Below are 26007 nucleotides of genomic sequence, written 5' to 3' on the forward strand. Positions count from 1 at the left end.
TAATGATTGTCTGCTATTCCTACCTGCCCACATAAAAAGGTCGTCTGAAAACCTAAACTATGGTTTTCAGACGACCTTTGTCGTGTAAATTCATTTCTTTTTCAGGAATAAGCCTAAGACGCAGTCTGTTCCAACTCAAGCGCGGCGGCAAGCAGCGACAGGCGCGCCATTACGCCGTAAACGTAGAGGCGGTTGTGTTCGTTGTCCACGTCGCAGTCTTTTTCGGAACGCGGCATACCGAGCGAGTCCCATTGTTCGAATACGCGCTTGCAGGCTTCGGGGGCTTCTTGGGAGTTGTCGCCGCTTCCGGTGGGAATGCTGTTGGACAGCGGGACAAACACCATGCCGCCGGCGTTGAGGTTCTCGTCCGCACCACGCCCTTCGTGTACGCGGAAAAAGCCGCCGATAACGAAACGGTCCATCATATAAACAACGGGTTCGCACACGGCACCGTTCATGGTTTCATAGGTATAAATACCTTCTTGGACAATCACTTCGCTGACTTCCAAGCCTTCTTTTACCTTCGCCATTTTGTTGCGGTTTTTGCGGTTCAGCCCGCGCACTTCGTCGGCGGATTTGACGCTCATCACGCCCATGCCGTAAGTACCCGCGTCGGCTTTGACAATCACGAAAGGTTGGTCGGCAATGCCCAATTCGTCGTATTTGGCTTGAATTTTCGCCAGCACGCGTTCTACTGCTTCCGCCAACGCATCTTCGCCTTCGCGCTCTTGGAAGTCCAAACCACCGATTTTTTCGAAATACGGGTTAATCTGCCATTCGTCGATGTCAATCAGCTTGGCAAATTCGGCGGCGACTTGGTTGTATGCGCTGAAATGTTCTGTTTTACGGCGCGTCGTCCAACCGCCGTGCAGCGGAGGCAATACGGTTTGGCTGATGCCTTTGAGAATATCGGGAACGCCGGCGGACAAGTCGTTGTTCAACAAAACGACGCAAGGCGAGAAGCCGTCGGCAAGATGGACGCGCTCACGGGTACGCAATAAAGGTTCCAGCAGGATTTTATCGCCCAGCGCGGTTTCAAACTCGGTCGGCTCGGTAACTTCCGGATTCAGGCTGCCCAAACGGACTTCATACCCTGCCGAGCGCAAAATTTCGCTGAGTGCGTAAACGTTTTGCAGGTAGAACGTGTTGCGGGTATGGTTTTCAGGAATAATCAACACGGATTTTGCCGTTTCGCAAGCACGCTGTACCGCATCTTGAGCCGCGACTGCCGCCAGCGGGATGAAATTCGGATTCAGGTTGTTGAAACCGCCGGGAAACAGGTTCATATCAATAGACGAAATTTTGTAACCGGCATTGCGGATGTCGACCGAACCGTAAAACGGCGGGCGGTGTGCGTTCCATTGCGAACGGAACCATGCTTCGATTTTGGCGTGGTTGCACAAGATTTTCGCTTCAAACGCCTGAAGTTGCGACAGATGTTCGGCAGCCATAACCGGTAATTTCATTCTCTTTACCTCTGTTGTCTGATGTGGGATACGGATGGAAATGATAGTGCTTTTTTAGGCGGTACGACAAGCATTGTTTCAAATCAAATATCTCTTTTTGTCAACAATTCTACAATTTGTCTAATTTTTGAAAGTTATTTTTAGATTTTTATGTGAAAAAGTAGAAATTAGACAAATTTCTATTGCACTGCCCCTGTAAAAAGCCTAAAATCCGCCCATCAAAACAAACCATCTACCCCTATTATTAATAAGTAAAGATAACCCATCATGAGCGCACAAACCCTCTACGACAAACTCTGGAACAGCCACGTCGTCCGCGAAGAAGAAGACGGCACTGTCCTGCTCTACATCGACCGCCATTTAGTGCACGAAGTTACCAGCCCGCAGGCGTTTGAAGGTCTGAAAATGGCGGGGCGCAAGCTGTGGCGTATCGACAGCGTCGTCTCCACCGCCGACCACAACACCCCGACCGGCGATTGGGACAAAGGCATCCAAGACCCAATTTCCAAGCTGCAAGTCGATACTTTAGACAAAAATATCAAAGAGTTCGGCGCACTCGCCTACTTCCCGTTCATGGATAAAGGTCAAGGCATCGTTCATGTCATGGGTCCGGAACAAGGCGCAACCCTGCCCGGCATGACCGTTGTCTGCGGCGACTCGCACACCTCCACCCACGGCGCATTCGGCGCGCTGGCACACGGTATCGGCACTTCCGAAGTCGAACACACCATGGCGACCCAGTGTATTACCGCGAAAAAATCCAAATCCATGCTGATTGCCGTTGAAGGTCGTCTGAAACCGGGCGTTACCGCCAAAGACGTCGCCCTCTACATCATCGGACAAATCGGCACGGCAGGCGGCACGGGCTATGCCATCGAGTTCGGCGGCGAAGCCATCCGCAGCCTTTCGATGGAAGGCCGCATGACCCTGTGCAACATGGCGATTGAAGCAGGGGCGCGCTCCGGCATGGTTGCCGTCGATCAAACCACCATCGACTATGTCAAAGACAAACCCTTCGCCCCCAAAGGCGAAGCGTGGGACAAAGCCGTCGAATACTGGCGCACGCTGGTTTCCGACGAAGGCGCAGTATTCGACAAAGAATACCGTTTCAAAGCCGAAGACATCGAACCGCAAGTAACATGGGGCACATCGCCTGAAATGGTTTTGGACATCAGCGGCAAAGTGCCGAACCCTGCCGAAGAAACCGATCCCGTCAAACGCAGCGGCATGGAACGCGCCCTTGAATACATGGGCCTGGAAGCCGGCACACCGCTGAACGAAATCCCCGTCGACATCGTATTCATCGGCTCCTGCACCAACAGCCGCATCGAAGATTTGCGCGAAGCCGCCGCCGTCGCCAAAGGCCGTAAAAAAGCCGACAACGTACAGCGCGTGTTAATCGTTCCCGGCTCCGGCTTGGTTAAACGGCAGGCGGAACAGGAAGGCTTGGACAAAATCTTCATTGATGCCGGTTTCGAATGGCGCGAACCGGGCTGCTCGATGTGTCTCGCCATGAACGCCGACCGCCTCACTCCGGGCCAACGCTGCGCCTCCACTTCCAACCGCAACTTCGAAGGCCGGCAAGGCAACGGCGGGCGCACGCACTTGGTCAGCCCCGCTATGGCTGCAGCCGCCGCGGTAAACGGATGCTTTACCGACATCCGTACCATGGCATAATCTTTCAGACGACCTCATCAATAGAGATCGTCTGAAAACACCTTGCTCAAACAAATCTCCCCATCGTTGCGCAAAACGTCTGAAACCTTTTCAATCATTTATCACTTGAAAGGAATCCATTATGAAAAAACTTTTTGCATTGGCTGCCGCAGCCTTCATCTTGTCTGCCTGTTCCAGCACTTGGTCCGGAGCAAAAGATGACACCAGCCGCAACTGGGATAAAACCAAAGAAACCGCCGGTCATGTAGCCGACAAGACTGAGGAAGCCGTTAAAAAAGGCGGCAATGCCGTAGGTCGGGGCATGACTCATGTCGGCGAAAAACTTGAAGCCGCTACCGAATAAACCGGCAACCTAGGTCGTCTGAAAAATCCAAACCTTTTTTCAGACGACCTCTTACCCTACATCAATAAGGCATCCAGAAATATTCAGCATCTCATAAAAAGGAATAAACCATGAGCAATCCGTCAAGCTGGTTTGGTATTCACGCCCAAGATTTGGATCGAGCCAAAGCGTTTTACGAATCTGTCTTCGGCAAACCTTTACAAGACGTCGGCGGTAACGGCTTCCGTTTCATCATTTTTCCTGCCGATTACACGCAACACGGTACTGCCGGTATGATTTGGCACGACAGCAACGCCCAACCCGGTCACGGCGGCACAACCATATTCTTCAATTGTCCGGATTGTGCCGAGACCGCAGAAAAAGCCGTTTCAGCAGGCGGAAAATTGTTGCAGGGAAAATTCCCCATCGCCAACGGCTTTGCCGCCTTTATCGAAGATACCGAAGGCAACCGAATCGGTTTGCACAGCACACGTTAATCCAACCCTCCAAATAGCCATCAATTTTTCACATTATTCCTATAAGAACCTGACATGAAAGCCTTTACCAAAATCACCGCCATCGTCGCCCCGCTCGACCGCAGCAACGTCGATACCGACGCCATCATCCCCAAACAATTTTTAAAATCCATCAAACGAAGCGGCTTCGGTCCCAATGCCTTTGACGAATGGCGTTATCTCGACCACGGCGAACCGGGCATGGACAACAGCAAACGCCCGCTGAACCCCGATTTTTCGCTGAACCAGCCGCGTTACCAAGGCGCGCAAATCCTGTTGACGCGCAAAAACTTCGGCTGCGGCTCCTCGCGCGAACACGCCCCTTGGGCATTGGACGACTACGGCTTCCGCGCCGTCATCGCCCCCAGCTTTGCCGACATCTTCTTCAACAACTGCTACAAAAACGGCCTCCTGCCCATCGTGTTGACCGAAGAACAAGTCGACCAGCTTTTCAAAGAAGTCGAAGCTAACGAAGGCTATCAGCTCTCCATCGATCTTGCCGAACAAACCCTGACTACGCCTAGCGGCGAAACGTTCAAATTCGACATTACCGAACACCGCAAACACTGCCTCTTAAACGGCTTGGACGAAATCGGACTGACCTTGCAACATGCCGACGAAATCCGCGATTTCGAAGAAAAACGCCGCCGAAGCCAGCCTTGGCTGTTTAACAGCTAAAACAGCAGGCAGCCTGCAATGATTGTGCAGGCTGCCTATTTTTTGTGCGTCAGACCGAATGCGGAGAATAGAAACCCGCTTTACTCATGTTCAATTAGCCCCAAATGAAAACACTCTCCGATCTCATCAACACCACCGACCCCGCATGGCCACTGATTCAAGAGTGGCTTGCCGAAGCCGCCCATCCCGTGGAAATCCTGCCGAGCGACCCTGCCGCCGCAGAAGCAGAACTCGTAAAAACCCAAGTAACAACACGTTCATTTATGGGTGCGGTCGTTTATGAAACCGGCGGCATCCTGATTGACGACGGCTGGTTGCGGATATTGGGTTCGGGCAGCGCCAAACTGCCACGTGGACTGGCAAGCTGGAATCTCGGCCGCACCCAATCCGAACCTGCCGCTCCCGCGCCCTATTACCTGATTGCCGATGATGCCGCAGGCGGCTACTTTGCCATCAACGGCGGCGGATTGGACGGCGCACCCGGCAATGTTTTCTACCTCCCGCCGGATACCCTCGAATGGGAAGATTGCGAAAAAGGCTATGGCGATTTTTTGCATTGGGCATTAGTAGGCGACTTGCAGATGTATTATGAAAACCTACGCTGGCAAAATTGGCGCGAAGAAATCCGCAATTTGAGTGGCGACAGTGTTTATACGTTCTTTCCATTTTTATGTACCGAAGAAGGTGGCAACATCAACCAAGTCAGCCGCAAGCCTATCCCCATTGCCGAACATTATGCTTCCACTTTAGATTTACAAAAAACCATCCTGTAAGAAATGCTTTTTCAGACGACCTTTTTTCGTCCCATCCTTCAAAACATGATTACCGACACCATCGCCAACGCCACCCGCTACGCCGCACTACACCCAGACTTCGCCGAAGCCATCCGCCTGTTGCAAACGCTGGATTTCGCCGCTCTGCCCGACGGACAAGTGCCGTGTGCAAACCCAAACATCCGCCTCTTTATCGGCAACGAACCAATGAGGAACAAAGCCGATGCCAAGCCCGAAGCGCATTTGAAACACATCGACATCCAAGTCCCCATCAGCGGAGAGGAAACCTACGGCTGGATAGACAGAGGTCGTCTGAAAAACGGTTTGGGCTACAACGAAAAGCGCGACATCGAATTTTTCGACTGCGAACCGGAAACTTGGCTCACGCTCCAACCTGGCGAGTTTGCACTCTTTTTTCCCAACGACGCACACGCCCCTCTGGTTGGCGGAGAAAAGTTCATACGCAAAGCCGTCTTTAAAATCCGTATCGAAGCAGAACGTTACTGATTTCCTCCAACCCTTCGCCAATACAAAATAGAAACTTGGAGTACATCGCCCATCGCGTTCCCGACGAATCCACCTGCATGATTTCCACGCAGCTTTATCGATGCCGCAATGGTACAATCAGCCTCGTTCAAGCAAACCGACCTGCAAACAGACACAAAAGGTCGTCTGAAAACACCATTCTAAAAAATGGAAAACGTATCGCCGTTTTCAGACGACCTTCCCTTTTCCAAACCCTCATAAGGATTTTGCCATGACCAAACATATCGCCATCCTCCGAGGCGACGGCATCGGTCCCGAAATCGTCGCCGAAACCGTCCGCGTACTCGACAAACTCATCGCCCAAGGCTTGGACGCCAGCTACGAATACGCCCCACTAGGCGGCGAAGCCTACGACGAATACGGCCATCCCTATCCCGAATTTACGCAAAACCTCTGCCGCAAAGCCGATGCCGTCCTGCTCGGCGCGGTCGGCAGCCCGCAATACGACAATCTTGACCGCCCGCTGCGCCCCGAACGCGGCCTATTGGCAATCCGCAAAGACCTGAACCTGTTTGCCAACCTGCGCCCCGCCATCCTCTACCCCGAGCTTGCCAACGCCTCCACACTCAAACCCGAAATCGTCGCAGGCCTCGACATCCTCATCGTGCGCGAACTCACCGGCGACATCTACTTCGGCGAACCGCGCGGCATCCGCGTTCTGGAAAACGGCGAACGCGAAGGCTACAACACCATGAAATACAGCGAAAGCGAAATCCGCCGCATCGCCCACGTCGCCTTCCAATCCGCCCAAAAACGCAGCAAAAAAGTCTGCTCCGTCGGCAAAGCCAACGTTTTGGAAACCACCGAACTGTGGCGCGAAATCTTTGAAGAAATCGGCAAACAATACCCCGACGTCGAACTCTCCCACATGTATGTGGACAACGCCGCCATGCAACTCGTGCGCGCACCCAAACAATTCGACGTCATCGCCACCGGCAATATCTTCGGCGACATCCTCTCCGACGAAGCCTCCATGCTGACCGGCTCCATCGGCATGCTGCCCTCCGCCTCGCTGGACGAAAACGGCAAAGGTCTGTACGAACCGTCACACGGCTCCGCCCCCGACATCGCCGGACAAAACAAAGCCAACCCGCTTGCCACCATCCTCTCGCTTGCCATGCTGCTGCGTTACAGCCTGAACGACGAAGCCCGTGCGCAACAAGTCGAAAGCTCCGTCCAAAAAGTGTTGCAACAAGGTCTGCGCACCGGCGATATTTACGAAGAAGGCACGAAACTCGTTTCCTGCTCCGAAATGGGTGACGCCGTACTCGCCGCCTTGTAAAAGGCCGTCTGAAAACCAAAAGCGCGGATAACACCGCGCTTTTTTCATTAGGGCTGTCTACATTTAATTTTCCAAGTGGATTTTTGTTCACAAAGCGGAAGACTCAAGGCGGAAACCGCAACAAGGTTAAACACCTGGTGAGGATTTCCAAGGCAGAAGATGCCGTTTTGGGAATAAAAAGACGCGGAAACTATTGAATGTCGACAGCCCCTAGTATTGCCCTTCTCAGTTTTCAGACGACCCCATCATCAAACCCAAGTAAATCCACCGTTCACCCTTAAGAAATGATATGCATTCTTTCTTATGTTAAGATAAACATCTTTATAACCTCATACAAAGGACGACCATCATGAAAAAAATCATCTTCACTGCGCTCGCAGCAGCAGCCATCGGTACTGCCTCCGCCGCCACTTACAAAGTGGACGAACACCACGCCAACGCCCGTTTCGCCATCGACCACTTCAACACCAGCACCAACGTCGGCGGTTTTTACGGTCTGACCGGTTCTGTTGAGTTCGACCAAGCAAAACGCGACGGTAAAATCGACATCACCATCCCCGTTGCCAACCTGCAAAGCGGTTCGCAACACTTCACCGACCACTTAAAATCCGCCGACATCTTCGATGCCGCCAAATACCCGAACATCCGCTTCGTTTCCACCAAATTCAACTTCAACGGCAAAAAACTGCTTTCCGTTGACGGCAATCTGACCATGCACGGCAAAACCGCCCCCGTCAAACTCAAAGCCGAAAAATTCAACTGCTACCAAAGCCCGATGGCGAAAACCGAAGTCTGCGGTGGCGACTTCAGCACCACCATCGACCGCACCAAATGGGGCGTGAACTATCTGGTTGATGCAGGCATGACCAAAACCGTCCGCATCGACATCCAACTCGAAGCCGCCAAACAATAAGCCGCGGCGCAACACAAAAGGTCGTCTGAAACGAAGCTTGCTGTATCCGTTTTCAGACGACCTTAAAATATTTCACAACGCCTTTTAGAGATTTCACATAAAATCCGCGATAATAACGTTTAATTTTCACACTACGAGAAACATTCAAATGAACAAAACCCTTAAACTCACTTTCGCCGCCCTCGCGCTTGCCGCAGCCTTCAACGCCCAAGCCGAGACACACGCCGTAATCGAAACCAATATGGGCAACATCAGCCTGTCGCTCGACGAAACCAAAGCACCGAAAACCGTCGCCAACTTCGTCAGCTACGCCCGCAAAGGCTTTTACGACAACACCGTCTTCCACCGCGTTATCGACGGCTTCATGATTCAAGGCGGCGGCTTTACCCCTGATCTTGCCCAAAAAGCCACAGACAAAGCCATCAACAACGAAGCGGACAACGGCTTGAAAAACACTGTCGGCACCATCGCCATGGCGCGTACCGGCGATCCTAATTCCGCCACCAGCCAGTTCTTCATTAACACTGCCGACAACGCATTCCTCGACTTCAAAAACAAAACCCCGCAAGGCTACGGCTATGCCGTCTTCGGCAAAGTGACTTCGGGCATGGATGTCGTGCAGCAAATCAGCAAAACCCCGACTGCAACACGCGGCTTCCATCAAAACGTCCCCGTCAAACCGGTCATCATCAAACGCGTCACCATCGACAAATAAACCACAAACTGACTCTTTGACAGAATACGGTTTCAATTCAAGCCCGATAGAAAAGGTCGTCTGAAAATCAAATTTTCAGACGACCTTTTTATTTATGCTTGAAGCTTAATGCTCCAGCCCATCGGTATCGATTTTGACGACTTTGTCGGTTTTATCCTCCGGCAAAAGCAGGTTCAGGATAACTGCCGTGATGCCGCCGGCAGAAATAGAGTTTTGGAACAAGACGGGCAGGTTTTTAAACACTTCCGGCTCAAACGCCACACCCAAACCCAAACCGACCGACGTTGCCGCAATTACCGCCTCGCGTCTGCGGATACCGTGGCTGACCAAAATCCGCACGCCCGCAATCGCAATCAAGCCAAACATCAAAACCATCGCGCCGCCTAAAACCGGACTCGGAATCGTCGTAAACGCACGTCCGACCACGGGGAACAAACCCAGCAACACCAAAATCACGGCAATATATTTGCCCACATGGCGCGAAGCCACGCCGGTCATCTGAATCACGCCGTTGTTTTGCGCGAAAGTGGTCAACGGCAGCGAACCCAAAGCCGTGGCGATCACTGATACCAAGCCGTCCGCCAACACGCCGCCGCGCAGGCGTTTGGTGTATTCCTCGCCTTCAATCGGCTGGTCTGACACCATTGCCGTCGCGGTCAAATCGCCGACCGCCTCAAACACGCTCAACAGGAAAATCGCACCCGCCACAATAAATGCGTGCCAGTCAAAAGCAAAACCGTATTTAAACGGTACGGGCAGCGTAACCAGTGGCAAGTTTTGCAGCGCGGAAAAATCCACCTTGCCCAAAAACAGCGCGACGATATAGCCGACAATCAATCCGACCGCGATACCGCTCATACGCAACAGCGGATTTTTCATGCAGTTGAATATCAACACAATCAGCAACACCAGCGACGCCAGCCCCAAGTTTTCCACCGAGCCGAACGTGCCGTTCGCCTTCGCACCGAAGCCGCCGCCGAAATCGGTAATGCCGACGTGTACCAAACTCAGACCAATGAGCATCACGACCACGCCGCTAACCGTCGGCGTAATCACTTTTTTCAAATACGGCAGAAGCCACGCCGAGAAACACACCAAAAACGCGCCGACAAACGATACGCCCAATAGCGTCGAAATCATCGTATCCTTAGTCAAGCCGCCCTCTTTCATCCCCGCGCCAAGCGCAATCATGACGGTAACGAACGAGAAATTCACCGACTGGATAGACAACATCCCCGAACCGATCGGCCCGAAGCGGTTGACCTGCAAATAAGTGCCAACACCCGACGCGACCATCGCCATCGACACGAGATACGCCGTCATCTCCACCGGCAATTCCAGCGCGCCGCCCACAATCAGCGCGGGCGTAATCATCGGCACAAAAATCGCCAGAAGATGCGTGATCGCGCTTAATAAGGCATTTCCGAATGGCGGTTTGTCTTCCAAACCGTACACCAAATCAGGCGAATCCGCCTGTTTTTTCATTGTTTCAGCCATTGCAGTCTTCCTGTCCGCCGTGAAGCGTTAAAAAATTTTAAGGAACGAAATTGTAGCGAATCAAAGATTCCTTATCAATTCTAATCCTCCTGCGCAAAAACATCTCCGGCCGCCCAATTCAAATTTCTTTAAATTTCCGCTCTAGACAATTCCTCATTTTCAGGCAGCCTTCATACGCTTAACACATTTTAATTCTTGACAGCACTTCCACCGCTAAAAACCAATAATTTTATGATTATAAAAAATATTATTTATTAAGATATGATAGCCCTTAAGCTTCCAAACCAACCGCCCGGCCGATATGTTTCACACAAACAACAAAGTAAGCTACAATCCGAAGCATAATCGACCTCACACAATGAATAAAAAGGTTTCCGTATGTTACAAGGTAGCTTGGTTGCCCTGATTACACCCATGAATCAAGACGGCAGCATCCATTACGAACAACTCCGCGACTTAATCGATTGGCACATCGAAAGCGGTACTGACGGCATCGTCGCCGTTGGCACGACAGGTGAATCCGCCACCCTCTCCGTCGAAGAACATTTAAGCGTAATCGAAGAAACGGTCAAACACGTCAACAAGCGCGTTCCCGTTATCGCCGGCACCGGCGCCAACAACACCCTTGAAGCCATCGCACTCTCCCGCGCCGCCGAAAAAGCCGGTGCAGACTACACCCTCTCCGTTGTCCCCTATTACAACAAGCCCTCCCAAGAAGGCATTTACCAACATTTCAAAACCATCGCCGAAGCCACTTCGATTCCGATGATTATCTACAACGTACCCGGCCGCACCGTCGTCAGCATGACCAACGACACCATCCTGCGCCTTGCCAAAATCCCGAACATCGTCGGCGTCAAAGAAGCCAGCGGCAATATCGGCAATAATCTCGAACTGATCAAACACGCGCCCGAAGGTTTCACCATCCTTTCCGGCGACGACCCAACCGGCCTGCCCTTCATGCTCTGCGGCGGACACGGCGTCGTCACTGTTGCCGCCAATGTCGCCCCCAAACTCTTCGCCGATATGTGCCGCGCCGCCCTTGCAGGCGATATTGCGACCGCTCGTCAATTAAATGACCGCCTGATTCCGATTTATAACACTATGTTCTGCGAACCAAGCCCTGCCGCGCCCAAATGGGGCGTATCCGCGTTGGGCAAATGCGAACCTTATGTCCGCCTGCCGCTCGTCCCACTGACCGAGGCCGGACAGGCAAAAGTCCGCGCCGCATTGCAAGAATCCGGACAACTCACCGCATAAACCGCAAAGGTCGTCTGAAAACCGTTTCCAAGTTTTCAGACGACCTGCCGTTAACTCATCACATCCCACAGGAAACCAATATGACCTATATGAAACCTGTCGTCGTAGCAATCGCCCTGATCAGCATGACCGCTTGTTCGGGCAACAAAAAAGACCTGCCCAAGCTGGATTACCAAACCCAGACCCGCAAAATCGTCAAATTAGAAGTACCGCCTGATTTGAACAATCCCGATCAAGGCAACCTCTATCAAGTACCCGCCGGCAGCGGTGCCGTCCGCGCCAGCGACCTGAGCCGCCGCACATCGGCAACCCAACAAGCCGCGAATTCCGAAGTCCTCAAATCCGTCAAAGGCGTCCGTTTGGAGCGCGACGGCAACCAACGCTGGGTTGAAGTCCAAGGCAAATCCCCTGCCGAAATCTGGTCGCTGTTGAAAGCATTCTGGCAAGAAAACGGTTTTGATATCAAATCCGAAGAACCCGGCATCGGTCAAATGGAAACCGAATGGGCTGAAAACCGCGCCAAAATCCCACAAGACGGTCTGCGCCGCCTCTTGGACAAAGTCGGCATGGGCGGTGTTTACTCCACCAGCGAGCGCGATAAATTCATCATCCGCATCGAACAAGGCAGAAACGGCACAACCGATATCTTCTTCGCCCACAAAGGCATGAAAGAAGTTTACGCCGACAAGAAAAAAGACACGACCATGTGGCAGCCTGCCGCCAACGACCCCAACCTTGAAGCTGCCTTCCTCGCACGCTTCATGCAATACTTGGGCGTCGATCAGCAACAAGCCGAAAACGCGCTGACCCAAAGCGTTGCCAAACGCAGCGGCAGCGAATTGGCACGAATCGACGGCAACACCCTGCTCGTCTCCGGCGACTACGGTCGCAACTGGCGCCGCACCGCGCTTGCCCTCGACCGCATCGGCTTGAACGTTTTGGGTCAAAGCATCGAACGCCACGCTTTCTTGGTTCAACAAGCACCTACCGAAAGTGAAGCCGTTTCCACGAAAAAACCGGGCTTCTTCGGCCGTATGTTGGGCAAAGGCAAAAAAGCCGAAAAACCTGCCGCCTATCCCGAAATCATCGTATTCGTTGAACCTGTCAACGGCGGTTCACGCATCAGCCTCTTGAATAAAGACGGCAGCGCGTACAAAGGCAGCGATGCCTCTACGCTCCTCAGCCGCCTGCACACAGAGCTGCGTTAAGCAATCCGGCATGACAAAAGGTCGTCTGAAAACCATGTTTCAGGTTTTCAGACGACCTTTTTCTTTGAATCGGTTTTATAGTGGATTAACTTTAAATCAGGACAAGGCGACGAAGCCGCAGACAGTACAGATAGTACGGAACCGATTCACTTGGTGCTTCAGCACCTTAGAGAATCGTTCTCTTTGAGCTAAGGCGAGGCAACGCCGTACTGGTTTAAAGTTAATCCACTATATCGGTCTGTTTTCAGCATCCGCAAGAAGTTTCGTCCGATGTCTGAAGGCTCAAGGCTTTGCGTTTTTTAGCTTTTTCGTAACGGCAGCGTTGACGCTCGGTGGTGATTTCCAGCGGTGGAACGGGAACGGGTTTGCCGTCTTCAACCGCGACCATGGTGAAGTAGCAGCTATTGGTATGGCGCACTTCGCCGGTGCGGATATTTTGTGCTTCGACACGGATACCGATTTCCATAGAGGTTCTGCCCGTGTAGTTGACGCTGGAGTAAAAAGTCACCAAGTCGCCGACGTGTATCGGTTCTTTAAACAAGACTTTATCGACAGACAGGGTAACGCAATAATTACCGCTGTAACGGCTGGCGCAGGAATAGGCGACTTGGTCGAGCAGGCGCAAAAGTTCGCCGCCGTGGACGTTGCCGCTGAAATTGGCGGTGTCCGGCATCATCAGCTCGGACATGATGAGTTCGTGTGAAGGGAGTTGGCGGGCTTGTTCCATGATGTTCCTCTTTTTGAAATAAATGTTTGTGTTAAAACGGGCGGTCTGTGAGTGGTTTGAATGGTTTCAGACGACCTTAATAACGAGTGTATTTAATATATGAATAGACGGCAATTGGAATTTTTTATGGGTTTATAACCATTTTCTGCGTGAAAAGAAAATCAGCAGTCCGACAATGATGCACAACATCAAACCCAAGACCATAAAATAGCCGTAATGCCAATGCAGCTCGGGCATATTGTCGAAGTTCATGCCGTAGATGCCGGTGATGACGGTCAGCGGCATGAAGATGATGGTGATGACGGTCAGGACGCGCATTTGCTGGTTCATGCGGTTGGACTGGAAGGAAAGGTAGATATCCATCATGCTCAACACCATGTCGCGCGAGGCGTCGAGCGATTCGATAAGCTGCATGATATGGTCGTACACGTCGCGCAGATAAACGGTGGATTCACCTTTGAAAATGGCAAAATCGCCGCGCACGGCAAGCTGATAGAACACGTCGCGCAAGGGCAAGAGCGTGCGGCGCAGGCGGACGGCGTCGCGCTTGAGTCGGTGGATTTTGCCGAGAATATCGCTGTTTTCGTTTTTAAACAGGGATTTGTCTATGGCTTCGACGCGGTTGTTGTATTCTTCCAAGACAATGAAATAGTCGTCCACAATGCGGTCGAGCAGGCAATAGGCGAGGAAGGCGGTGTTTTTACCGAGGATGCCGCGCGGGTTTTCGCTCATTTGGCGGCGCAACTGGCTGAACAGCCCCAGCGGTTTTTGCTGGAACGACAACACGAAATCCTTGCCGATAATCAGATACACTTGGTCGGAATTCAGTTTGCCGGCGGCGGTGTAGTGGTAAACCTGTGCGGCGATAAACAGATAATTGTCGTAGTCTTCGATTTTGGGGCGTTGTTTGCGGCTGAGGATGTCTTCGATGACCAGCTCGTGGATACCGTAAGGCTCCAGCGTGTGTTTGAGCAACGCGGCGTCGTTGATGCCGACGAAATGCAGCCAGTTGGTCTGCCCCGCTTGCGGGCAGGCGATGTCGGGCAGTTTTTTACCCGCGAGATAATCGTGCTGGGCAAACGTATTGGCGGAATAAAGCGTTTGGTGGATGGCGGAACGTGGAGCGTTGTCGGTATTGCTGCGCGGGACGGTTTGGTCTTGCGGGATTTCGACTGCGTCTGCGCTGTTGGGCTGTTTGCTCATAAAATGGGATAAGGCAGGATGGATAATATGTTTTTATATTGTGAAAAAGGTCGTCTGAAAGGTTCAGACGACCTTTATGCTTTAGAAAACCGTTTCGGATGTTTTACAAGCCTTGGCGGTCGAGCCAGCGTTCGGCATCAAGTGCGGCTTGGCAGCCTGAAGCCGCGCTGGTGATGGCTTGGCGGTAGGTGTGGTCTTTGACGTCGCCCGCTGCCCATACGCCTTCGATATTGGTCGCGCCGACGTTGTCGCCCGTACCGCCTTTGGTTTTCAGGTAGCCGGTTTCGTCCATATCGAGCTGACCTTTGAAAATGTCGGTGTTGGGCTTATGACCGATGGCGATGAACACGCCTTTGACGGCGATGTCTTCGGTAGTGCCGTCGTTGTGTTTCAGACGGGCGCCGGTAACGCCGCCTTCGTCGCCCAAGACTTCATCCAGATTGCTGTTGAGCTTGAGGATGATTTTGCCTTCTTCAACGCGCTGCATGAGTTTGTCCACCATGATTTTTTCGGCGCGGAAACTGTCGCGGCGGTGGATCAGGGTAACGGTGTTGGCAATGTTGGCGAGGTAAAGGGCTTCCTCTACGGCAGTATTGCCGCCGCCGACGACGGCGACGTCTTGTTGTTTATAGAAGAAACCGTCGCAAGTCGCGCAGGCGGATACGCCTTTGCCCGCAAAGGTTTCTTCGCTGGGCAGCCCCAGATATTTGGCGGATGCGCCGGTGGCAACGATCAAGGCGTCGCAGGTGTATTCGCCCATGTCACCTTTGAGGGTAAAGGGACGGTTTTGCAAATCAACGGTGTGGATTTGGTCGAAAATCATTTCGGTGCCGAAGCGTTCGGCGTGGGCTTGGAAACGAGCCATCAGCTCCGGGCCTTGTACGCCTTCGGCATCGGCGGGCCAGTTGTCGACTTCGGTGGTGGTCATCAGTTGTCCGCCCTGTTCGACACCGGTAATGATGACGGGCTTGAGGTTGGCGCGGGCGGCATAGACGGCGGCAGTGTAGCCGGCAGGACCTGAGCCAAGGATGATGAGTTTGTGATGGTTGCTCATGATGTTTTCCTTACTGAGAGATTGAGTGTGTTTCAGACGAGGTAGATTTTACTTGAAACTCAGGTCGTCTGAAAATGTATAGTGGATTAACTTTAAACCAGTACGGCGTTGCCTCGCCGTAGCTCAAAGAGAACGATTCTCTAAGGTGCTGAAGCACCAAGTGAATCGGTTCCGTACTATCTGTACTGTCTGCGGCTTCGTCGCCTTGTCCTGATTTAAATTTAATCCACTATATGGCTAGGGATAAACAAAGGTCGTCTGAATTTTCAGACGACCTTCATCTGTCTTAATCGGCAAATACGTTGTCTTTTCCTAATAATCATTCTTTGCCGAATCCGAAACCCGTTTTAAAAAACCAGATGGCTTTAGCGGCGGCGACCAAAACCGCGACTCATTGGACGGCGATGGTTGGACGGCTGCTGGGTGGTTTGGCGGTAACGTTGCTGTTGTGCCGCTTGTTGTTGTGCAGGCAGACTGCGGGTATTAAGTTGCTGGCTGGTACGGCTGTTAGGACGGGCCGTTTGATAATAATTGGCGCGGGCGCGTTGGGCAATCGGGCTGTTTTGATTGCGTGCTTGTGTGAATTTGTTTGCCAGAGCGTTACCGATGAATGCGCCTGCCGCCGTGCCGACCAAGCTTTGCAGCAGCCAGCTGCCAGTGGATTGGTCGTAAATATATTGTTGTCCGTCTGTTCCGGTCACAGGCTGACCATTGTTGCCGTTGGCTTGTGCTTCGGCAGGAATGGTATCTTTCACACCTTCCGGCGTGAGTTGGTAAATCGTATTGTCTTGTTGTTGGGCAAGTTGCTGCTGAAGCGCTTCGATTTGTTTTTGCTGCTGCTCAAGCTGGGCTTGGGTATTGTCTTTGCAGGCGGCAAGAGCAAGTGAGGAAAGTGCGGCTAAGGCAATGAGTTTTTTCATTTTTTTATCCTTTTTTGAAGTGGTATTGTCCAAGCCGAGCGTTATCGGCAAACTGCGCATCAATATACTGCGCCTTGCCGTGGTATATGGTGCAAATTTGATTTTTATCAAGCGCGTAAATGTTTTTTACAAAGGCAGACGGGGAAGTTTGGCTGCGAAAGCAAGGCTGTTGGCAATCAGGCTGCCATGATTTTCCATTTCATGTTCGGTTTCTACAATCAGCAAGTTATCAGGGCGACGGGCATGCAGGCTCATATGCATTTGGGCGGGGGTAAATGGAAGATGATGGCGTTTGGCAAAAGCTTGGGCGCGTTGGTTGGCGGTTTTCAACATCGGCAACAGCGTGATATCCAAATGAAAACGTTGTACACCCAATACTAAGATACGCGCGGCAAAAAAGTCGGCTTCCTCCGTAAAGACAGCAGGGCTGCCTGCTTCAAAATTGTGTCTTTCCACGGCAATCAAAGTGGCAACCATACGGATTTGCGGAATCAATGCCTCGCTGATCAGCGTATCTGCGCCGCCCGGCAAAGTTTGGGGATTTGATGTGTGGTGATGGCTGTTGCCGTCAACAATCATTTGGCAGCGGTGTAAAGGAAGCATTTTTGTTTGGGCGTTTATGGACGGGGTCATGGCTGTAATCCTGATGAAGTTGCGGGTTATTTCACATTTCAATTGATGCGGCCATGTACAGGTAACAAAAAAGCCGCTCAAATGAGGCGGCTCTGATTTGCGTATCCCTATCTCTAATCTGTTTCAGACAAGCGCAAAAAAGTACCGCACGTTTGTGTGGTACCAATAGAAGAAAGCAGATGAACGATGCGCTGTTTTCATGACAGAATACATAAAATAATGGATTAGATAATGTATGCAGTTTAAAACAAAAATTCTAAATATTTCAAGAGCAGCAAGAAAAATAATACAAAAATATTTATAACTTATTAATATTAATTAATTTTATTTTGTTTTAAAACCATATACACTCCATATTCAGCCATTAACAAGGCAGGAAAATCAGTTCTTTTTACTTAAAAACTTAAAAGAAAAACGGCATATCCGAAAAGATATGCCGTTTATGGGTGCAGGGACTGCTATATTTGGCAGTGGTTTGTGTTTTAGTCCTCTTGCGCCGCTGTTTGCAGGTAGTTCGGCAAACCGACTTTGCCGATCAGCTCCTGCTGGGTTTCGAGCCAGTCGATGTGTTCTTCGTTGATGTCTTTTTGTTTTTCCAACAAATCACGGCTGACGTAGTCTTGCTGTTGTTCCGCGATGGCGATGGCAGCGACGAGGGCATCGTGTTTTTCCTGTTCTTTTGTCAAATCGCAGGTCAGGATTTCCTCGGTTGATTCGCCGATAAGCAGTTTGCCCAATTCTTGCAGATTAGGCAGGCCTTCCAAGAACAAAATACGCTCGATTAAATCGTCTGCGGATTTCATTTCGCGGATGGATTGTTTGAAGAAATGTTCGCCCAATTCTTCAAAGCCCCAGTTTTTCAAAATGCGGGCATGCAGGAAATATTGGTTGATGGTAACCAAAAGCAAGCCCAAGTTTTTGTTCAATTCGCGGATAACTAAGCGATCGCCTTTCATTTTCAGCTCCTTATACGCTTAATTACAGTTGGCTTTGGTAGTAGTTGCCTTCGCCGACGAGTTCGATCAGGCGCAGTTGTTGTTCCAGCCAGTGCGCGTGATCTTCTTCAGTGTCTTTCAACTGGGCAATCATCAAATCACGGGTAACGTAGTCTTGTGCTTCTTCGCACAGTTTGATGCCTTTTTTCAATGCATCGCGTACTTCGTATTCGGTGTTCAAATCCGCTTTCAGGCAGGAAATCACGTCGGTACCGATGTTCAGTTCGGCACGGGTCATTTTAGGCGTACCGCCCAGCATCAGGATACGGCGGATGAAGTCTTCGGCGTGAGTGGTTTCTTCTTCCATCTCATGGTTCAGACGCTCGAACAGTTTGTTGTAGCCCCATTCGGAGTACAGGCGTGAGTGGATGAAGTATTGATCGCGTGCAGCTAGCTCGCCGGACAACAGTTCGTTCATATAATCGATAACAGCTTGATTGCCTTGCATAATTCTTTCTCTTTCTTTGAAATTGTAAAGTGTCTGTAAAAAACATTGCGTGTTGTTTCTTGATGGCTGAATTGTATGAAAAAGCCTGACGCTTGACAAATTTTCTATTTAAAATACAAACAATTATCAAAAGAAACAGAAGCCTTAAAAGGTCGTCCGAAAATTCAATACCTTGTTTTATATAGATATTTGTTGCCATTGGTATTAAGAATCCATTTCAACATTCAAAAACATTTACACTCTTTAACCATAAATAAAAGCAAATAAATTACAAAATCCAATCAAATTTTATTATTAATTATTCTCAAATGCTTTTATCGTCAAACTTTGTCGCAGTTCGCATAGTGAATGACGGTTGAACCGGAACAAACGCCGTACCGATTCAAATTTAATCTACTCCCCCACCGTCCGATAAGATGAACCGTGATATAATTGCGAGTTACTTTTTGATAAAAATCATTTGAAATACATATCACCATGAAACAAATTCGCAACATCGCCATCATCGCCCACGTCGACCACGGCAAAACCACATTAGTTGACCAACTGCTGCGCCAATCCGGTACATTCCGCGCCAACCAGCAGGTTGACGAGCGCGTGATGGACAGCAACGACATTGAAAAAGAACGCGGTATTACCATCCTCGCCAAAAACACCGCCATCGATTACGAAGGCTACCACATCAACATCGTCGATACTCCGGGACACGCCGACTTCGGCGGCGAAGTGGAGCGCGTTTTGGGCATGGTGGACTGCGTCGTATTGTTGGTGGATGCGCAGGAAGGTCCGATGCCGCAAACCCGTTTCGTGACCAAAAAAGCCTTGGCTTTGGGGCTAAAACCGATCGTCGTCATCAATAAAATCGACAAACCGTCCGCCCGTCCGAGCTGGGTCATCGACCAAACTTTCGAACTCTTCGACAACTTGGGCGCAACCGACGAGCAGTTGGACTTCCCGATTGTTTACGCTTCCGGTCTGTCCGGTTTCGCCAAACTGGAAGAAACCGACGAGAGCAACGATATGCGTCCGCTGTTCGACACCATTTTGAAACACACACCCGCACCGAGCGGTAGCGCGGACGAAACGCTGCAACTGCAAATTTCCCAACTCGACTACGACAACTACACCGGCCGCCTCGGCATTGGTCGTATCCTGAACGGACGCATCAAACCCGGTCAAGTCGTTGCCGTGATGAACCACGATCAGCAAATCGCCCAAGGCCGCATCAACCAGCTTTTAGGTTTCAAAGGCTTGGAACGTGTGCCGCTTGAAGAAGCCGAAGCCGGCGACATCGTGATTATTTCCGGTATCGAAGACATCGGTATCGGTGTGACCATTACCGACAAAGACAATCCAAAAGGCTTGCCGATGTTGAGCGTGGACGAACCGACGCTGACCATGGACTTTATGGTAAACACCAGCCCGCTCGCGGGTACCGAAGGCAAGTTCGTGACCAGCCGCCAAATCCGCGACCGCCTGCAAAAAGAATTGCTGACCAACGTCGCCCTGCGCGTAGAAGATACCGCCGATGCCGATGTGTTCCGCGTATCCGGACGCGGTGAACTGCACTTAACCATTTTGCTGGAAAACATGCGCCGCGAAGGCTATGAACTGGCAGTCGGCAAACCGCGCGTCGTTTACCGCGACATCGACGGTCAAAAATGCGAACCTTATGAAAACCTGACCGTGGACGTGCCTGACGAAAACCAAGGCGCAATCATGGAAGAACTCGGTCGCCGCCGCGGTGAACTGACCAATATGGAAAGCGACGGCAACGGCCGCACCCGCCTCGAATACCATATTCCAGCGCGCGGCTTAATCGGTTTCCAAGGCGAATTCATGACCCTGACGCGCGGTGTCGGTCTGATGAGCCACGTATTCGACGACTATGCGCCCGTGAAACCCGATATGCCCGGCCGCCACAACGGCGTACTGGTTTCCCAAGAACAAGGCGAAGCCGTCGCTTATGCCTTGTGGAACTTGGAAGACCGCGGCCGTATGTTCGTATCGCCCAACGATAAAATTTACGAAGGCATGATTATCGGCATCCACAGCCGAGAAAACGATTTGGTCGTTAACCCGCTCAAAGGCAAAAAACTTACCAACGTCCGTGCCAGCGGCACCGATGAAGCCGTGCGCCTGACTACGCCGATTAAGCTGACGCTGGAAGGTGCGGTCGAGTTTATCGACGATGACGAACTCGTTGAAATCACGCCGCAATCCATCCGCCTGCGCAAGCGTTACCTGAGCGAACTGGAACGCCGCCGCCATTTTAAAAAGCTGGATTGATTCAACTAGCCTGTTGATGAGATGAAAAAAGGTCGTCTGAAAATTTTCAGACGACCTTTTTATTGCTTGCTATTCGTTCTTGCACAAAATTGCCGTTTTATAGTGGATTAACTTTAAACCAGTACGGCGTTGCCTCGCCTTACCGTACTATCTGTACTGTCTGCGGCTTCGTCGCCTTGTCCTGATTTAAATTTAATCCACTATAACCTCTGAGCAAGCGAGCCTCATTAGCAGGAAAAATTTCGCAGGAAAAATAGTGAAGCCGCCCGCGAAAAAATAAACCATTTTTTGAGAAAATTTATTTTGTTTTTTGTTTCACTATTTGTAACTCTTTTTCACTTTTTAAAAAGCGACGTCACCGTCGCTTTTTATTTTACCAATTACATATGACCAGCTCGCCGCTTGTTTTACCGGTTTTGTCTCTGCCAACCGTATAGGCAAGCTCAAGCTGTGTGATACGGAAGTCTTTGAACAACTCCCTTATATCAGGATGGTCGTTTATAGATAGCATAAATTTGCCTTTGCTCTCCGCCATCGCTTTAGTCAGCAGCTCATACTGCGACCAATCGAAGGTGTGGTCGTAACCTGCGGTTTGCCAGTACGGCGGGTCTGCGTAGAAGAAGGTATGCTCTCGGTCATACCGCTTGAAGCATCGATCCCACGTCTCGTTTTCGACGAACACACCTCTCAGCCGGGCTTGGGCTGCTGTCAGTTTTGCTCTAATCTGCGACGCATCCCACGCTTTTGATGTGGTTGCCGTACCAAAATGTTGATGGATGGTCTTGCCGCCGAAGGCGTTGTGTTGAAGGTAGAAGAACCGAGCGGCACGTTGAATATCGGTCATACAGTCAGGCGGTGTGCTTTGCAGGCGAGCAAATACCTCTCGGCTTGTCAGTGTCCACTCAAACTGGCGGACGAACTCGTCAAAGTGGTGCTGTACCACACGGTAGAGATTGATGAGCTGTCCGTTGATGTCGTTAAGTACCTCTACTTTAGCAGGCGTTGGGCGCATAAAGAACAACGCCGCGCCGCCGGAAAACAGCTCAACATAACAAGAATGCTCGGGGAACATGGGCAACAGGTGTTTTGCCAATCGGCGTTTACCGCCCATCCAAGGGATAATCGGTAGAGTTTGTTGTGTTTTTTGCATCATATATATACTCCTAATTTACGGCATTCGGGACGCTCGGAGTCAGATAAAATGTGATGCTCAACGGCACTCTGCTGATTTTTTAGTTACTGAATGAATTGATGTTTTTACAACGTGCGCATTTGATTTGCACGTATCCGCTGCCTTTGGCAAGCAGTTTGCCGCAGTATTTGCAGCGCATTTCGCGGTAGATTTGCATTTGCACTCACTCCCATATCACGGATAGAATGCCTCGGTCTCTAGAGACTAAGGCGGCCTTAGAAGTCAATGCAGGTTTGCTCTGCTTGGCTGGCGTAGCGGTGTTCCCGCACCGCTACGTCGCCGTCCCACTGATTTTTTCAATCTCCTCTCTAAGGTCGTCTGAAATTACAGACGACCTTTTTTCTTAAAAACTTAGCTGATACTGTATTCCGCCATCAGCGCAGTGACCTTTTCGGCAACCTTGCTGATATCTCCCTGAACAAACTCAACACCTGCGCCGATAATGACATTACGTCCTAAATTCCCGGCATGATTCATGCCGAAGCGAATCTTGTCGAATGCTTTATCAGCACCAGCTTTGACAGGAATGACCGCAACATACCACTTATCGTATGAGTACAACTGATTAGCGGAAATTGGCTTCCCATCGATGGTTGTACCTTCGAATGGACGCAATTTAAATCCCGTCTCTTCGTTTGTACTTATCAAGCCACTGTTAACGATACTTCTGTTGTTCAGGACGACTGCTGAGAACCCAGCACCCGACCCACCGCCTGAAAGCTGTTTGAACGGGAACACAATCGCGGAATCAGCCGAGCCATCAGAAGTCAGCCCCTCTGACTCAATAAATCTAATCCCTTTGTTATCGCCTTTGACTAAGGAGCGCATGATTTTATGACCACCGTCCTCACCAAACGCACCAGCCCAGTCTAATGGCTCACCGGCCCTTTCTGAATTATTCAAGGTTTTCAGCTTGGCAATATTATTGCTGCCAACAGCCTCCGCCGCCGTCGCTTCCAATCCATCAAATGTGAACTTGACGGAAGTTGTAGATTTGGCAGCAGGCTGTTCGGTTGCCGCTTCTGCCTCTTTCGGTGGCGCAGCAGGCGGTTGAGTTGCAGGCTGACCATCTCCCTCTGTTTTGGGAGATTCGGCAGGGTTAGCAGGCTTAGTATCTGTCGCCGTACCACTACTTTCGCCCTTACCAACATTCAGCTTGGCAACAGCCGCTGCAACGGCGGCATCAATAAGCGCCTGAACTTCAGTTTTCGTCAGTTTGACATTCGCCTCAGCAGTGCCTTTAGCAGTCGTAGTATTACGGAAAACATGGTCGGTAAATACCCCTATTCGTTGATCCCATGTTTTATTGTTGTCGTGACAACAATCGGTATGCGTACCCGTTTGATAGAATCCCTGGCTTGCTATACCGCTACGATGAACATAGGCGACATCTGAGACATAAGGCTTCGCTGGGGTATCCCCTTTGGTATAAGGCGTAATATCCAAACGGTTGTCTCGAACGGTACAACCCGTCAGATTACCCGTCAAAAACTGGCGGGCATAGTTACCATCAGGGCTATTTCTGGCGGTATTGTTTGTAAAATAGCTGCCATCGATTGTGCCGTATCTGTTTTCTGCACCTATCAAATAGGCATAGGTCGAATCATTGACGAAACCTTCAAATACCGCACCGCTACCGCTTCCAGATGGATCGACGGCCTCAATTCTCAGGCTTTTCGCATCGGAATATTTCGTGCCACTCGCTTTTATTTTAACTTCGGTAATCACACCATTTGCGACCGTACAAATTGCCGCCGCCCCGCGCGCTCCTTCGCCGCCGCCTGTAATCACAATCTTGGTATCCGCACTGTATCCGCTGCCGCCATTTTTAATAGCAATATTGCTCAAATAGCGGAGGCCGAACGCCTCACCAAACGGCAGGGCAAAGGTGCATGAATTGTCTGAAATCGTGAATCTGTTGTGACCGAAATTACACGGCACGCCGCGCGGAGCGTAAATACGGTTGTTTTGGACAGTGATATTGGCACGCAGCCACCACAAATCCTTATCTTTTCGGGCTTTTACCCCCGTCGCACCATTAATCAGGAAAATCCCATTCATGCCGCTGATAAATTCATTATCTTTGATGACAATGTTGGATTCCTGATATTTAAAGCTGCTATTGTCTGCGCGGCCGCCCTTAGTGGTGTCTTGCGCGAAGGTTTCCTCGATGACGACACCCGTACCGTAGTAGAGGCATGAGCCGCTGTTACCGATAATTTGGATATTGTTACCAGTATGTGCATCAGCAACTTTACGCGCAGCGAAACCGAAGTGGTTGTTGATGAAGCGAATACCAATTTGCGGTAGGTATCGGCTTGTCCACAACCAATAGCCCGGGTCAACGGTAACTTGACTGTTGTCGCGGGAATGCTCGACCGAAGCATCCGGATGTCCGACACGGCCTTGCAGACAGTTCATACCCTCGACAGTAATGCCGACACCACGGACAACGCCAATGCCGCCGATATAGTTGTCAGACATGAAGCCGCCGTAAACCTTGCAGTCGTAGCAAACCATTTTCTCGCGGATGGCGGTATCAATATCACCGCCGCTAACGTCACGACAATCTCGGGTAGAATAAAGACCAAACTGTATTGCACTACCGGTCATCCCGCGAACATCAAAATCCCAGACGACCAAGTGGTAAACATCATAAATCAACCAGCCATTTGCCGAAGACCCGCGCTGACCTCCGCTCCATTTACCCCACTTCTCAGACACAGTGCCGTCTTCCTGTGGGAACTCATTTTTCGTACCGTCAGCGTTCCAATAACCACCGACACCCAAATCAACTTTTCTTGACTGTTTACTTTCGTATTCCTTGATTTGCGCCCATGTCAAATCGTCAGGTTTTTTAACATCCTGTACTTGAGCAGCATTATTACGGTAACGGGCGAGGTCATGTAAAAGGCGAGTGGTATTAAATCCTAAGTCATACAAACCCTTATCCGCATATCCATAGCCAATATGCGGATTTTCGGGCGTCCATCCATCAATCGGCGCAAACAACCCCTGACGACCGCCGACATAGCCTTTTTCCATCCAACGACGGGTACGGATAACACCGCCATGCATGATAACGTTACCTTCGCCGCCGTCCATCTCAAACACGTTGACGCCGAAAGACTCGGCAATAAACATGACGCCACGGAAGTCGAAGTAACAATTAGACTTATTGCGGATATAGATACATGGCTGCGCGCCGTCAATAGTCAGGGTCATACCGCCGACCGTGACTTTTCGACCGTCCGCACCAAAAACGTCAGGCTTATAACCCACGTTTTTATCGACGCTGAAAACCGAACCCTGACGAGCGGTAATATATGAACCATTGGGGATACGGTCGATGTATTCGGTAACGGCACGGCTGATTACAGCAGCTTCGGTAGGGGTCTGTTTATTGGTTTTGAAGAAGCCAGACAAGACTTTTTCGCGCAATTCTTCAGTCAGCGCGTCTTCGAGGTAGTACACGCCGCGCTCGACCGCCAGCTTCATACCTGTCTCGTGCTTGGCTTGCAACGCCGCCACTTTGGCAGCAGTCTCAACTTCGGATAGCGCGCTGTTTACGGCAGTGGTGATTTTGGCGGGAGCAGCCATTTCTTTCGCCTCAGCCGCATTATCCTTTGCAATCTTCGTATTTTTGGCAATCGCCGATAACGCCTTTTCCAAATTATTCAATTCTTTAGCCATT

At 50.8% G+C, this 26007-nt stretch carries 25 protein-coding genes; 13 read left to right on the top strand and 12 right to left on the bottom strand.

Features of this window, described 5'->3' with window-relative positions:
- Positions 1 to 113 precede the first annotated feature (113 nt).
- On the bottom strand, positions 114 to 1466 hold the full coding sequence (gshA, locus tag DBZ16_RS02915) for a glutamate--cysteine ligase (RefSeq protein WP_107812866.1): 1353 nt from the start codon (positions 1464 to 1466) through the stop codon (positions 114 to 116).
- Positions 1467 to 1733: 267 nt separating this feature from the next.
- On the opposite strand from gshA, the gene leuC reads away from it, so the two are divergent.
- The 9 genes from leuC to DBZ16_RS02965 all read left to right on the top strand — a co-directional run bounded on the left by leuC (position 1734) and on the right by DBZ16_RS02965 (position 8887).
- On the top strand, positions 1734 to 3143 hold the full coding sequence (gene leuC, locus DBZ16_RS02920; protein ID WP_049224330.1) for a 3-isopropylmalate dehydratase large subunit: 1410 nt from the start codon (positions 1734 to 1736) through the stop codon (positions 3141 to 3143).
- A gap of 121 nt (positions 3144 to 3264) precedes the next feature.
- Positions 3265 to 3486 (top strand): hypothetical protein, encoded by a 222-nt coding sequence (locus tag DBZ16_RS02925; RefSeq protein ID WP_049224328.1) that lies wholly within the window; start codon positions 3265 to 3267, stop codon positions 3484 to 3486.
- 110 nt (positions 3487 to 3596) lie between these two features.
- A complete protein-coding gene (locus DBZ16_RS02930; RefSeq protein WP_107812867.1) occupies positions 3597 to 3962 on the top strand; it encodes a VOC family protein in 366 nt (121 codons plus the stop codon).
- Between the two features lie 54 nt (positions 3963 to 4016).
- On the top strand, positions 4017 to 4658 hold the full coding sequence (gene leuD, locus DBZ16_RS02935; protein WP_009173613.1) for a 3-isopropylmalate dehydratase small subunit: 642 nt from the start codon (positions 4017 to 4019) through the stop codon (positions 4656 to 4658).
- Positions 4659 to 4762: 104 nt separating this feature from the next.
- Positions 4763 to 5431: a DUF2625 domain-containing protein gene (locus DBZ16_RS02940; RefSeq protein ID WP_107812868.1), complete on the top strand. Its 669-nt coding sequence runs from the start codon at positions 4763 to 4765 to the stop codon at positions 5429 to 5431.
- A gap of 45 nt (positions 5432 to 5476) precedes the next feature.
- A complete protein-coding gene (locus tag DBZ16_RS02945) occupies positions 5477 to 5938 on the top strand; it encodes a YhcH/YjgK/YiaL family protein (protein WP_107813103.1) in 462 nt (153 codons plus the stop codon).
- A gap of 250 nt (positions 5939 to 6188) precedes the next feature.
- Complete coding sequence (leuB, locus tag DBZ16_RS02955) at positions 6189 to 7259, top strand: 3-isopropylmalate dehydrogenase (RefSeq protein ID WP_107812869.1); 1071 nt, start codon at positions 6189 to 6191, stop codon at positions 7257 to 7259.
- A 349-nt stretch (positions 7260 to 7608) separates the two neighbouring features.
- Complete coding sequence (locus DBZ16_RS02960; RefSeq protein ID WP_107812870.1) at positions 7609 to 8172, top strand: YceI family protein; 564 nt, start codon at positions 7609 to 7611, stop codon at positions 8170 to 8172.
- A gap of 148 nt (positions 8173 to 8320) precedes the next feature.
- Entirely contained in the window at positions 8321 to 8887 is a 567-nt protein-coding gene (locus DBZ16_RS02965) for a peptidylprolyl isomerase (RefSeq protein ID WP_107812871.1), read from the top strand.
- Positions 8888 to 8992: 105 nt separating this feature from the next.
- On the opposite strand, the gene DBZ16_RS02970 is transcribed toward DBZ16_RS02965, so the two are convergent.
- Complete coding sequence (locus tag DBZ16_RS02970; protein WP_107812872.1) at positions 8993 to 10384, bottom strand: nucleobase:cation symporter-2 family protein; 1392 nt, start codon at positions 10382 to 10384, stop codon at positions 8993 to 8995.
- Between the two features lie 378 nt (positions 10385 to 10762).
- Here DBZ16_RS02970 and dapA point away from each other — a divergent pair, with 378 nt between their 5' ends.
- On the top strand, positions 10763 to 11644 hold the full coding sequence (gene dapA / locus DBZ16_RS02975) for a 4-hydroxy-tetrahydrodipicolinate synthase (protein WP_107812873.1): 882 nt from the start codon (positions 10763 to 10765) through the stop codon (positions 11642 to 11644).
- A gap of 80 nt (positions 11645 to 11724) precedes the next feature.
- Positions 11725 to 12852 carry an outer membrane protein assembly factor BamC gene (bamC, locus tag DBZ16_RS02980; RefSeq protein ID WP_107812874.1) on the top strand — a complete coding sequence of 376 codons (1128 nt, stop codon included), beginning with the start codon at positions 11725 to 11727 and terminating at the stop codon, positions 12850 to 12852.
- A gap of 244 nt (positions 12853 to 13096) precedes the next feature.
- Here bamC and DBZ16_RS02990 read toward each other — a convergent pair whose 3' ends face one another.
- The 7 genes from DBZ16_RS02990 to bfr (DBZ16_RS03025) all read right to left on the bottom strand — a co-directional run bounded on the left by DBZ16_RS02990 (position 13097) and on the right by bfr (DBZ16_RS03025) (position 18832).
- A complete protein-coding gene (locus tag DBZ16_RS02990) occupies positions 13097 to 13579 on the bottom strand; it encodes an acyl-CoA thioesterase (protein WP_070493953.1) in 483 nt (160 codons plus the stop codon).
- A gap of 132 nt (positions 13580 to 13711) precedes the next feature.
- Positions 13712 to 14782, bottom strand: a complete 1071-nt coding sequence (corA, locus tag DBZ16_RS02995) for a magnesium/cobalt transporter CorA (protein ID WP_107812875.1) — start codon at positions 14780 to 14782, stop codon at positions 13712 to 13714.
- Positions 14783 to 14885: 103 nt separating this feature from the next.
- On the bottom strand, positions 14886 to 15836 hold the full coding sequence (gene trxB / locus DBZ16_RS03000; protein ID WP_045073357.1) for a thioredoxin-disulfide reductase: 951 nt from the start codon (positions 15834 to 15836) through the stop codon (positions 14886 to 14888).
- A 365-nt stretch (positions 15837 to 16201) separates the two neighbouring features.
- On the bottom strand, positions 16202 to 16756 hold the full coding sequence (locus DBZ16_RS03010) for a hypothetical protein (RefSeq protein ID WP_070498033.1): 555 nt from the start codon (positions 16754 to 16756) through the stop codon (positions 16202 to 16204).
- 126 nt (positions 16757 to 16882) lie between these two features.
- Positions 16883 to 17389, bottom strand: a complete 507-nt coding sequence (locus DBZ16_RS03015) for a hypothetical protein (RefSeq protein WP_107812876.1) — start codon at positions 17387 to 17389, stop codon at positions 16883 to 16885.
- 482 nt (positions 17390 to 17871) lie between these two features.
- Positions 17872 to 18345, bottom strand: a complete 474-nt coding sequence (bfr, locus tag DBZ16_RS03020) for a bacterioferritin (protein WP_003742426.1) — start codon at positions 18343 to 18345, stop codon at positions 17872 to 17874.
- Positions 18346 to 18367: 22 nt separating this feature from the next.
- The gene (gene bfr, locus DBZ16_RS03025) at positions 18368 to 18832 is read right to left on the bottom strand and encodes a bacterioferritin (RefSeq protein WP_003755417.1); all 465 of its coding nucleotides are present in this window, start codon (positions 18830 to 18832) and stop codon (positions 18368 to 18370) included.
- Positions 18833 to 19309: 477 nt separating this feature from the next.
- Here bfr (DBZ16_RS03025) and typA point away from each other — a divergent pair, with 477 nt between their 5' ends.
- The gene (gene typA, locus DBZ16_RS03030) at positions 19310 to 21121 is read left to right on the top strand and encodes a translational GTPase TypA (RefSeq protein ID WP_107812877.1); all 1812 of its coding nucleotides are present in this window, start codon (positions 19310 to 19312) and stop codon (positions 21119 to 21121) included.
- A 373-nt stretch (positions 21122 to 21494) separates the two neighbouring features.
- Here the strand turns inward: typA and DBZ16_RS03035 are convergent, their stop codons facing one another.
- Together DBZ16_RS03035 and DBZ16_RS03040 are read right to left on the bottom strand one after the other, a co-directional pair.
- The gene (locus DBZ16_RS03035; protein ID WP_107812878.1) at positions 21495 to 22274 is read right to left on the bottom strand and encodes a DNA adenine methylase; all 780 of its coding nucleotides are present in this window, start codon (positions 22272 to 22274) and stop codon (positions 21495 to 21497) included.
- A 79-nt stretch (positions 22275 to 22353) separates the two neighbouring features.
- On the bottom strand, positions 22354 to 22470 hold the full coding sequence (locus DBZ16_RS03040) for a zinc finger domain-containing protein (RefSeq protein ID WP_080980608.1): 117 nt from the start codon (positions 22468 to 22470) through the stop codon (positions 22354 to 22356).
- 28 nt (positions 22471 to 22498) lie between these two features.
- Here DBZ16_RS03040 and DBZ16_RS14735 point away from each other — a divergent pair, with 28 nt between their 5' ends.
- Positions 22499 to 22660, top strand: a complete 162-nt coding sequence (locus DBZ16_RS14735; RefSeq protein ID WP_159070290.1) for a hypothetical protein — start codon at positions 22499 to 22501, stop codon at positions 22658 to 22660.
- Positions 22661 to 22664: 4 nt separating this feature from the next.
- On the opposite strand, the gene DBZ16_RS03045 is transcribed toward DBZ16_RS14735, so the two are convergent.
- Positions 22665 to 26006 carry a hypothetical protein gene (locus DBZ16_RS03045; RefSeq protein ID WP_107812879.1) on the bottom strand — a complete coding sequence of 1114 codons (3342 nt, stop codon included), beginning with the start codon at positions 26004 to 26006 and terminating at the stop codon, positions 22665 to 22667.
- Between the last annotated feature and the right edge of the window lies 1 nt (position 26007).

Origin of the sequence: Neisseria sicca (genome assembly GCF_003044565.1) — a bacterium.
GTDB classification, from domain to species: Bacteria; Pseudomonadota; Gammaproteobacteria; order Burkholderiales; family Neisseriaceae; genus Neisseria; species Neisseria sicca_A.

Excerpts from the sequence above, each read along its gene's own strand:
- leuC (WP_049224330.1), top strand. The coding sequence starts at position 1,734 with ATGAGCGCACAAACCCTCTACGACAAACTCTGGAACAGCCACGTCGTC.
- DBZ16_RS02990 (WP_070493953.1), bottom strand. The coding sequence starts at position 13,579 with ATGGAACAAGCCCGCCAACTCCCTTCACACGAACTCATCATGTCCGAG.
- leuD (WP_009173613.1), top strand. The coding sequence starts at position 4,017 with ATGAAAGCCTTTACCAAAATCACCGCCATCGTCGCCCCGCTCGACCGC.
- typA (WP_107812877.1), top strand. The coding sequence starts at position 19,310 with ATGAAACAAATTCGCAACATCGCCATCATCGCCCACGTCGACCACGGC.
- DBZ16_RS03035 (WP_107812878.1), bottom strand. The coding sequence starts at position 22,274 with ATGATGCAAAAAACACAACAAACTCTACCGATTATCCCTTGGATGGGC.
- gshA (WP_107812866.1), bottom strand. The coding sequence starts at position 1,466 with ATGAAATTACCGGTTATGGCTGCCGAACATCTGTCGCAACTTCAGGCG.
- trxB (WP_045073357.1), bottom strand. The coding sequence starts at position 15,836 with ATGAGCAACCATCACAAACTCATCATCCTTGGCTCAGGTCCTGCCGGC.
- dapA (WP_107812873.1), top strand. The coding sequence starts at position 10,763 with ATGTTACAAGGTAGCTTGGTTGCCCTGATTACACCCATGAATCAAGAC.
- DBZ16_RS02965 (WP_107812871.1), top strand. The coding sequence starts at position 8,321 with ATGAACAAAACCCTTAAACTCACTTTCGCCGCCCTCGCGCTTGCCGCA.
- DBZ16_RS02925 (WP_049224328.1), top strand. The coding sequence starts at position 3,265 with ATGAAAAAACTTTTTGCATTGGCTGCCGCAGCCTTCATCTTGTCTGCC.
- corA (WP_107812875.1), bottom strand. The coding sequence starts at position 14,782 with ATGAGCAAACAGCCCAACAGCGCAGACGCAGTCGAAATCCCGCAAGAC.
- DBZ16_RS03010 (WP_070498033.1), bottom strand. The coding sequence starts at position 16,756 with ATGAAAAAACTCATTGCCTTAGCCGCACTTTCCTCACTTGCTCTTGCC.
- bfr (WP_003755417.1), bottom strand. The coding sequence starts at position 18,832 with ATGCAAGGCAATCAAGCTGTTATCGATTATATGAACGAACTGTTGTCC.
- DBZ16_RS03015 (WP_107812876.1), bottom strand. The coding sequence starts at position 17,389 with ATGACCCCGTCCATAAACGCCCAAACAAAAATGCTTCCTTTACACCGC.
- DBZ16_RS02930 (WP_107812867.1), top strand. The coding sequence starts at position 3,597 with ATGAGCAATCCGTCAAGCTGGTTTGGTATTCACGCCCAAGATTTGGAT.
- bamC (WP_107812874.1), top strand. The coding sequence starts at position 11,725 with ATGACCTATATGAAACCTGTCGTCGTAGCAATCGCCCTGATCAGCATG.
- DBZ16_RS03045 (WP_107812879.1), bottom strand. The coding sequence starts at position 26,006 with ATGGCTAAAGAATTGAATAATTTGGAAAAGGCGTTATCGGCGATTGCC.
- leuB (WP_107812869.1), top strand. The coding sequence starts at position 6,189 with ATGACCAAACATATCGCCATCCTCCGAGGCGACGGCATCGGTCCCGAA.
- DBZ16_RS02960 (WP_107812870.1), top strand. The coding sequence starts at position 7,609 with ATGAAAAAAATCATCTTCACTGCGCTCGCAGCAGCAGCCATCGGTACT.
- DBZ16_RS02945 (WP_107813103.1), top strand. The coding sequence starts at position 5,477 with ATGATTACCGACACCATCGCCAACGCCACCCGCTACGCCGCACTACAC.
- bfr (WP_003742426.1), bottom strand. The coding sequence starts at position 18,345 with ATGAAAGGCGATCGCTTAGTTATCCGCGAATTGAACAAAAACTTGGGC.
- DBZ16_RS03040 (WP_080980608.1), bottom strand. The coding sequence starts at position 22,470 with ATGCAAATCTACCGCGAAATGCGCTGCAAATACTGCGGCAAACTGCTT.
- DBZ16_RS02970 (WP_107812872.1), bottom strand. The coding sequence starts at position 10,384 with ATGGCTGAAACAATGAAAAAACAGGCGGATTCGCCTGATTTGGTGTAC.
- DBZ16_RS02940 (WP_107812868.1), top strand. The coding sequence starts at position 4,763 with ATGAAAACACTCTCCGATCTCATCAACACCACCGACCCCGCATGGCCA.
- DBZ16_RS14735 (WP_159070290.1), top strand. The coding sequence starts at position 22,499 with ATGCCTCGGTCTCTAGAGACTAAGGCGGCCTTAGAAGTCAATGCAGGT.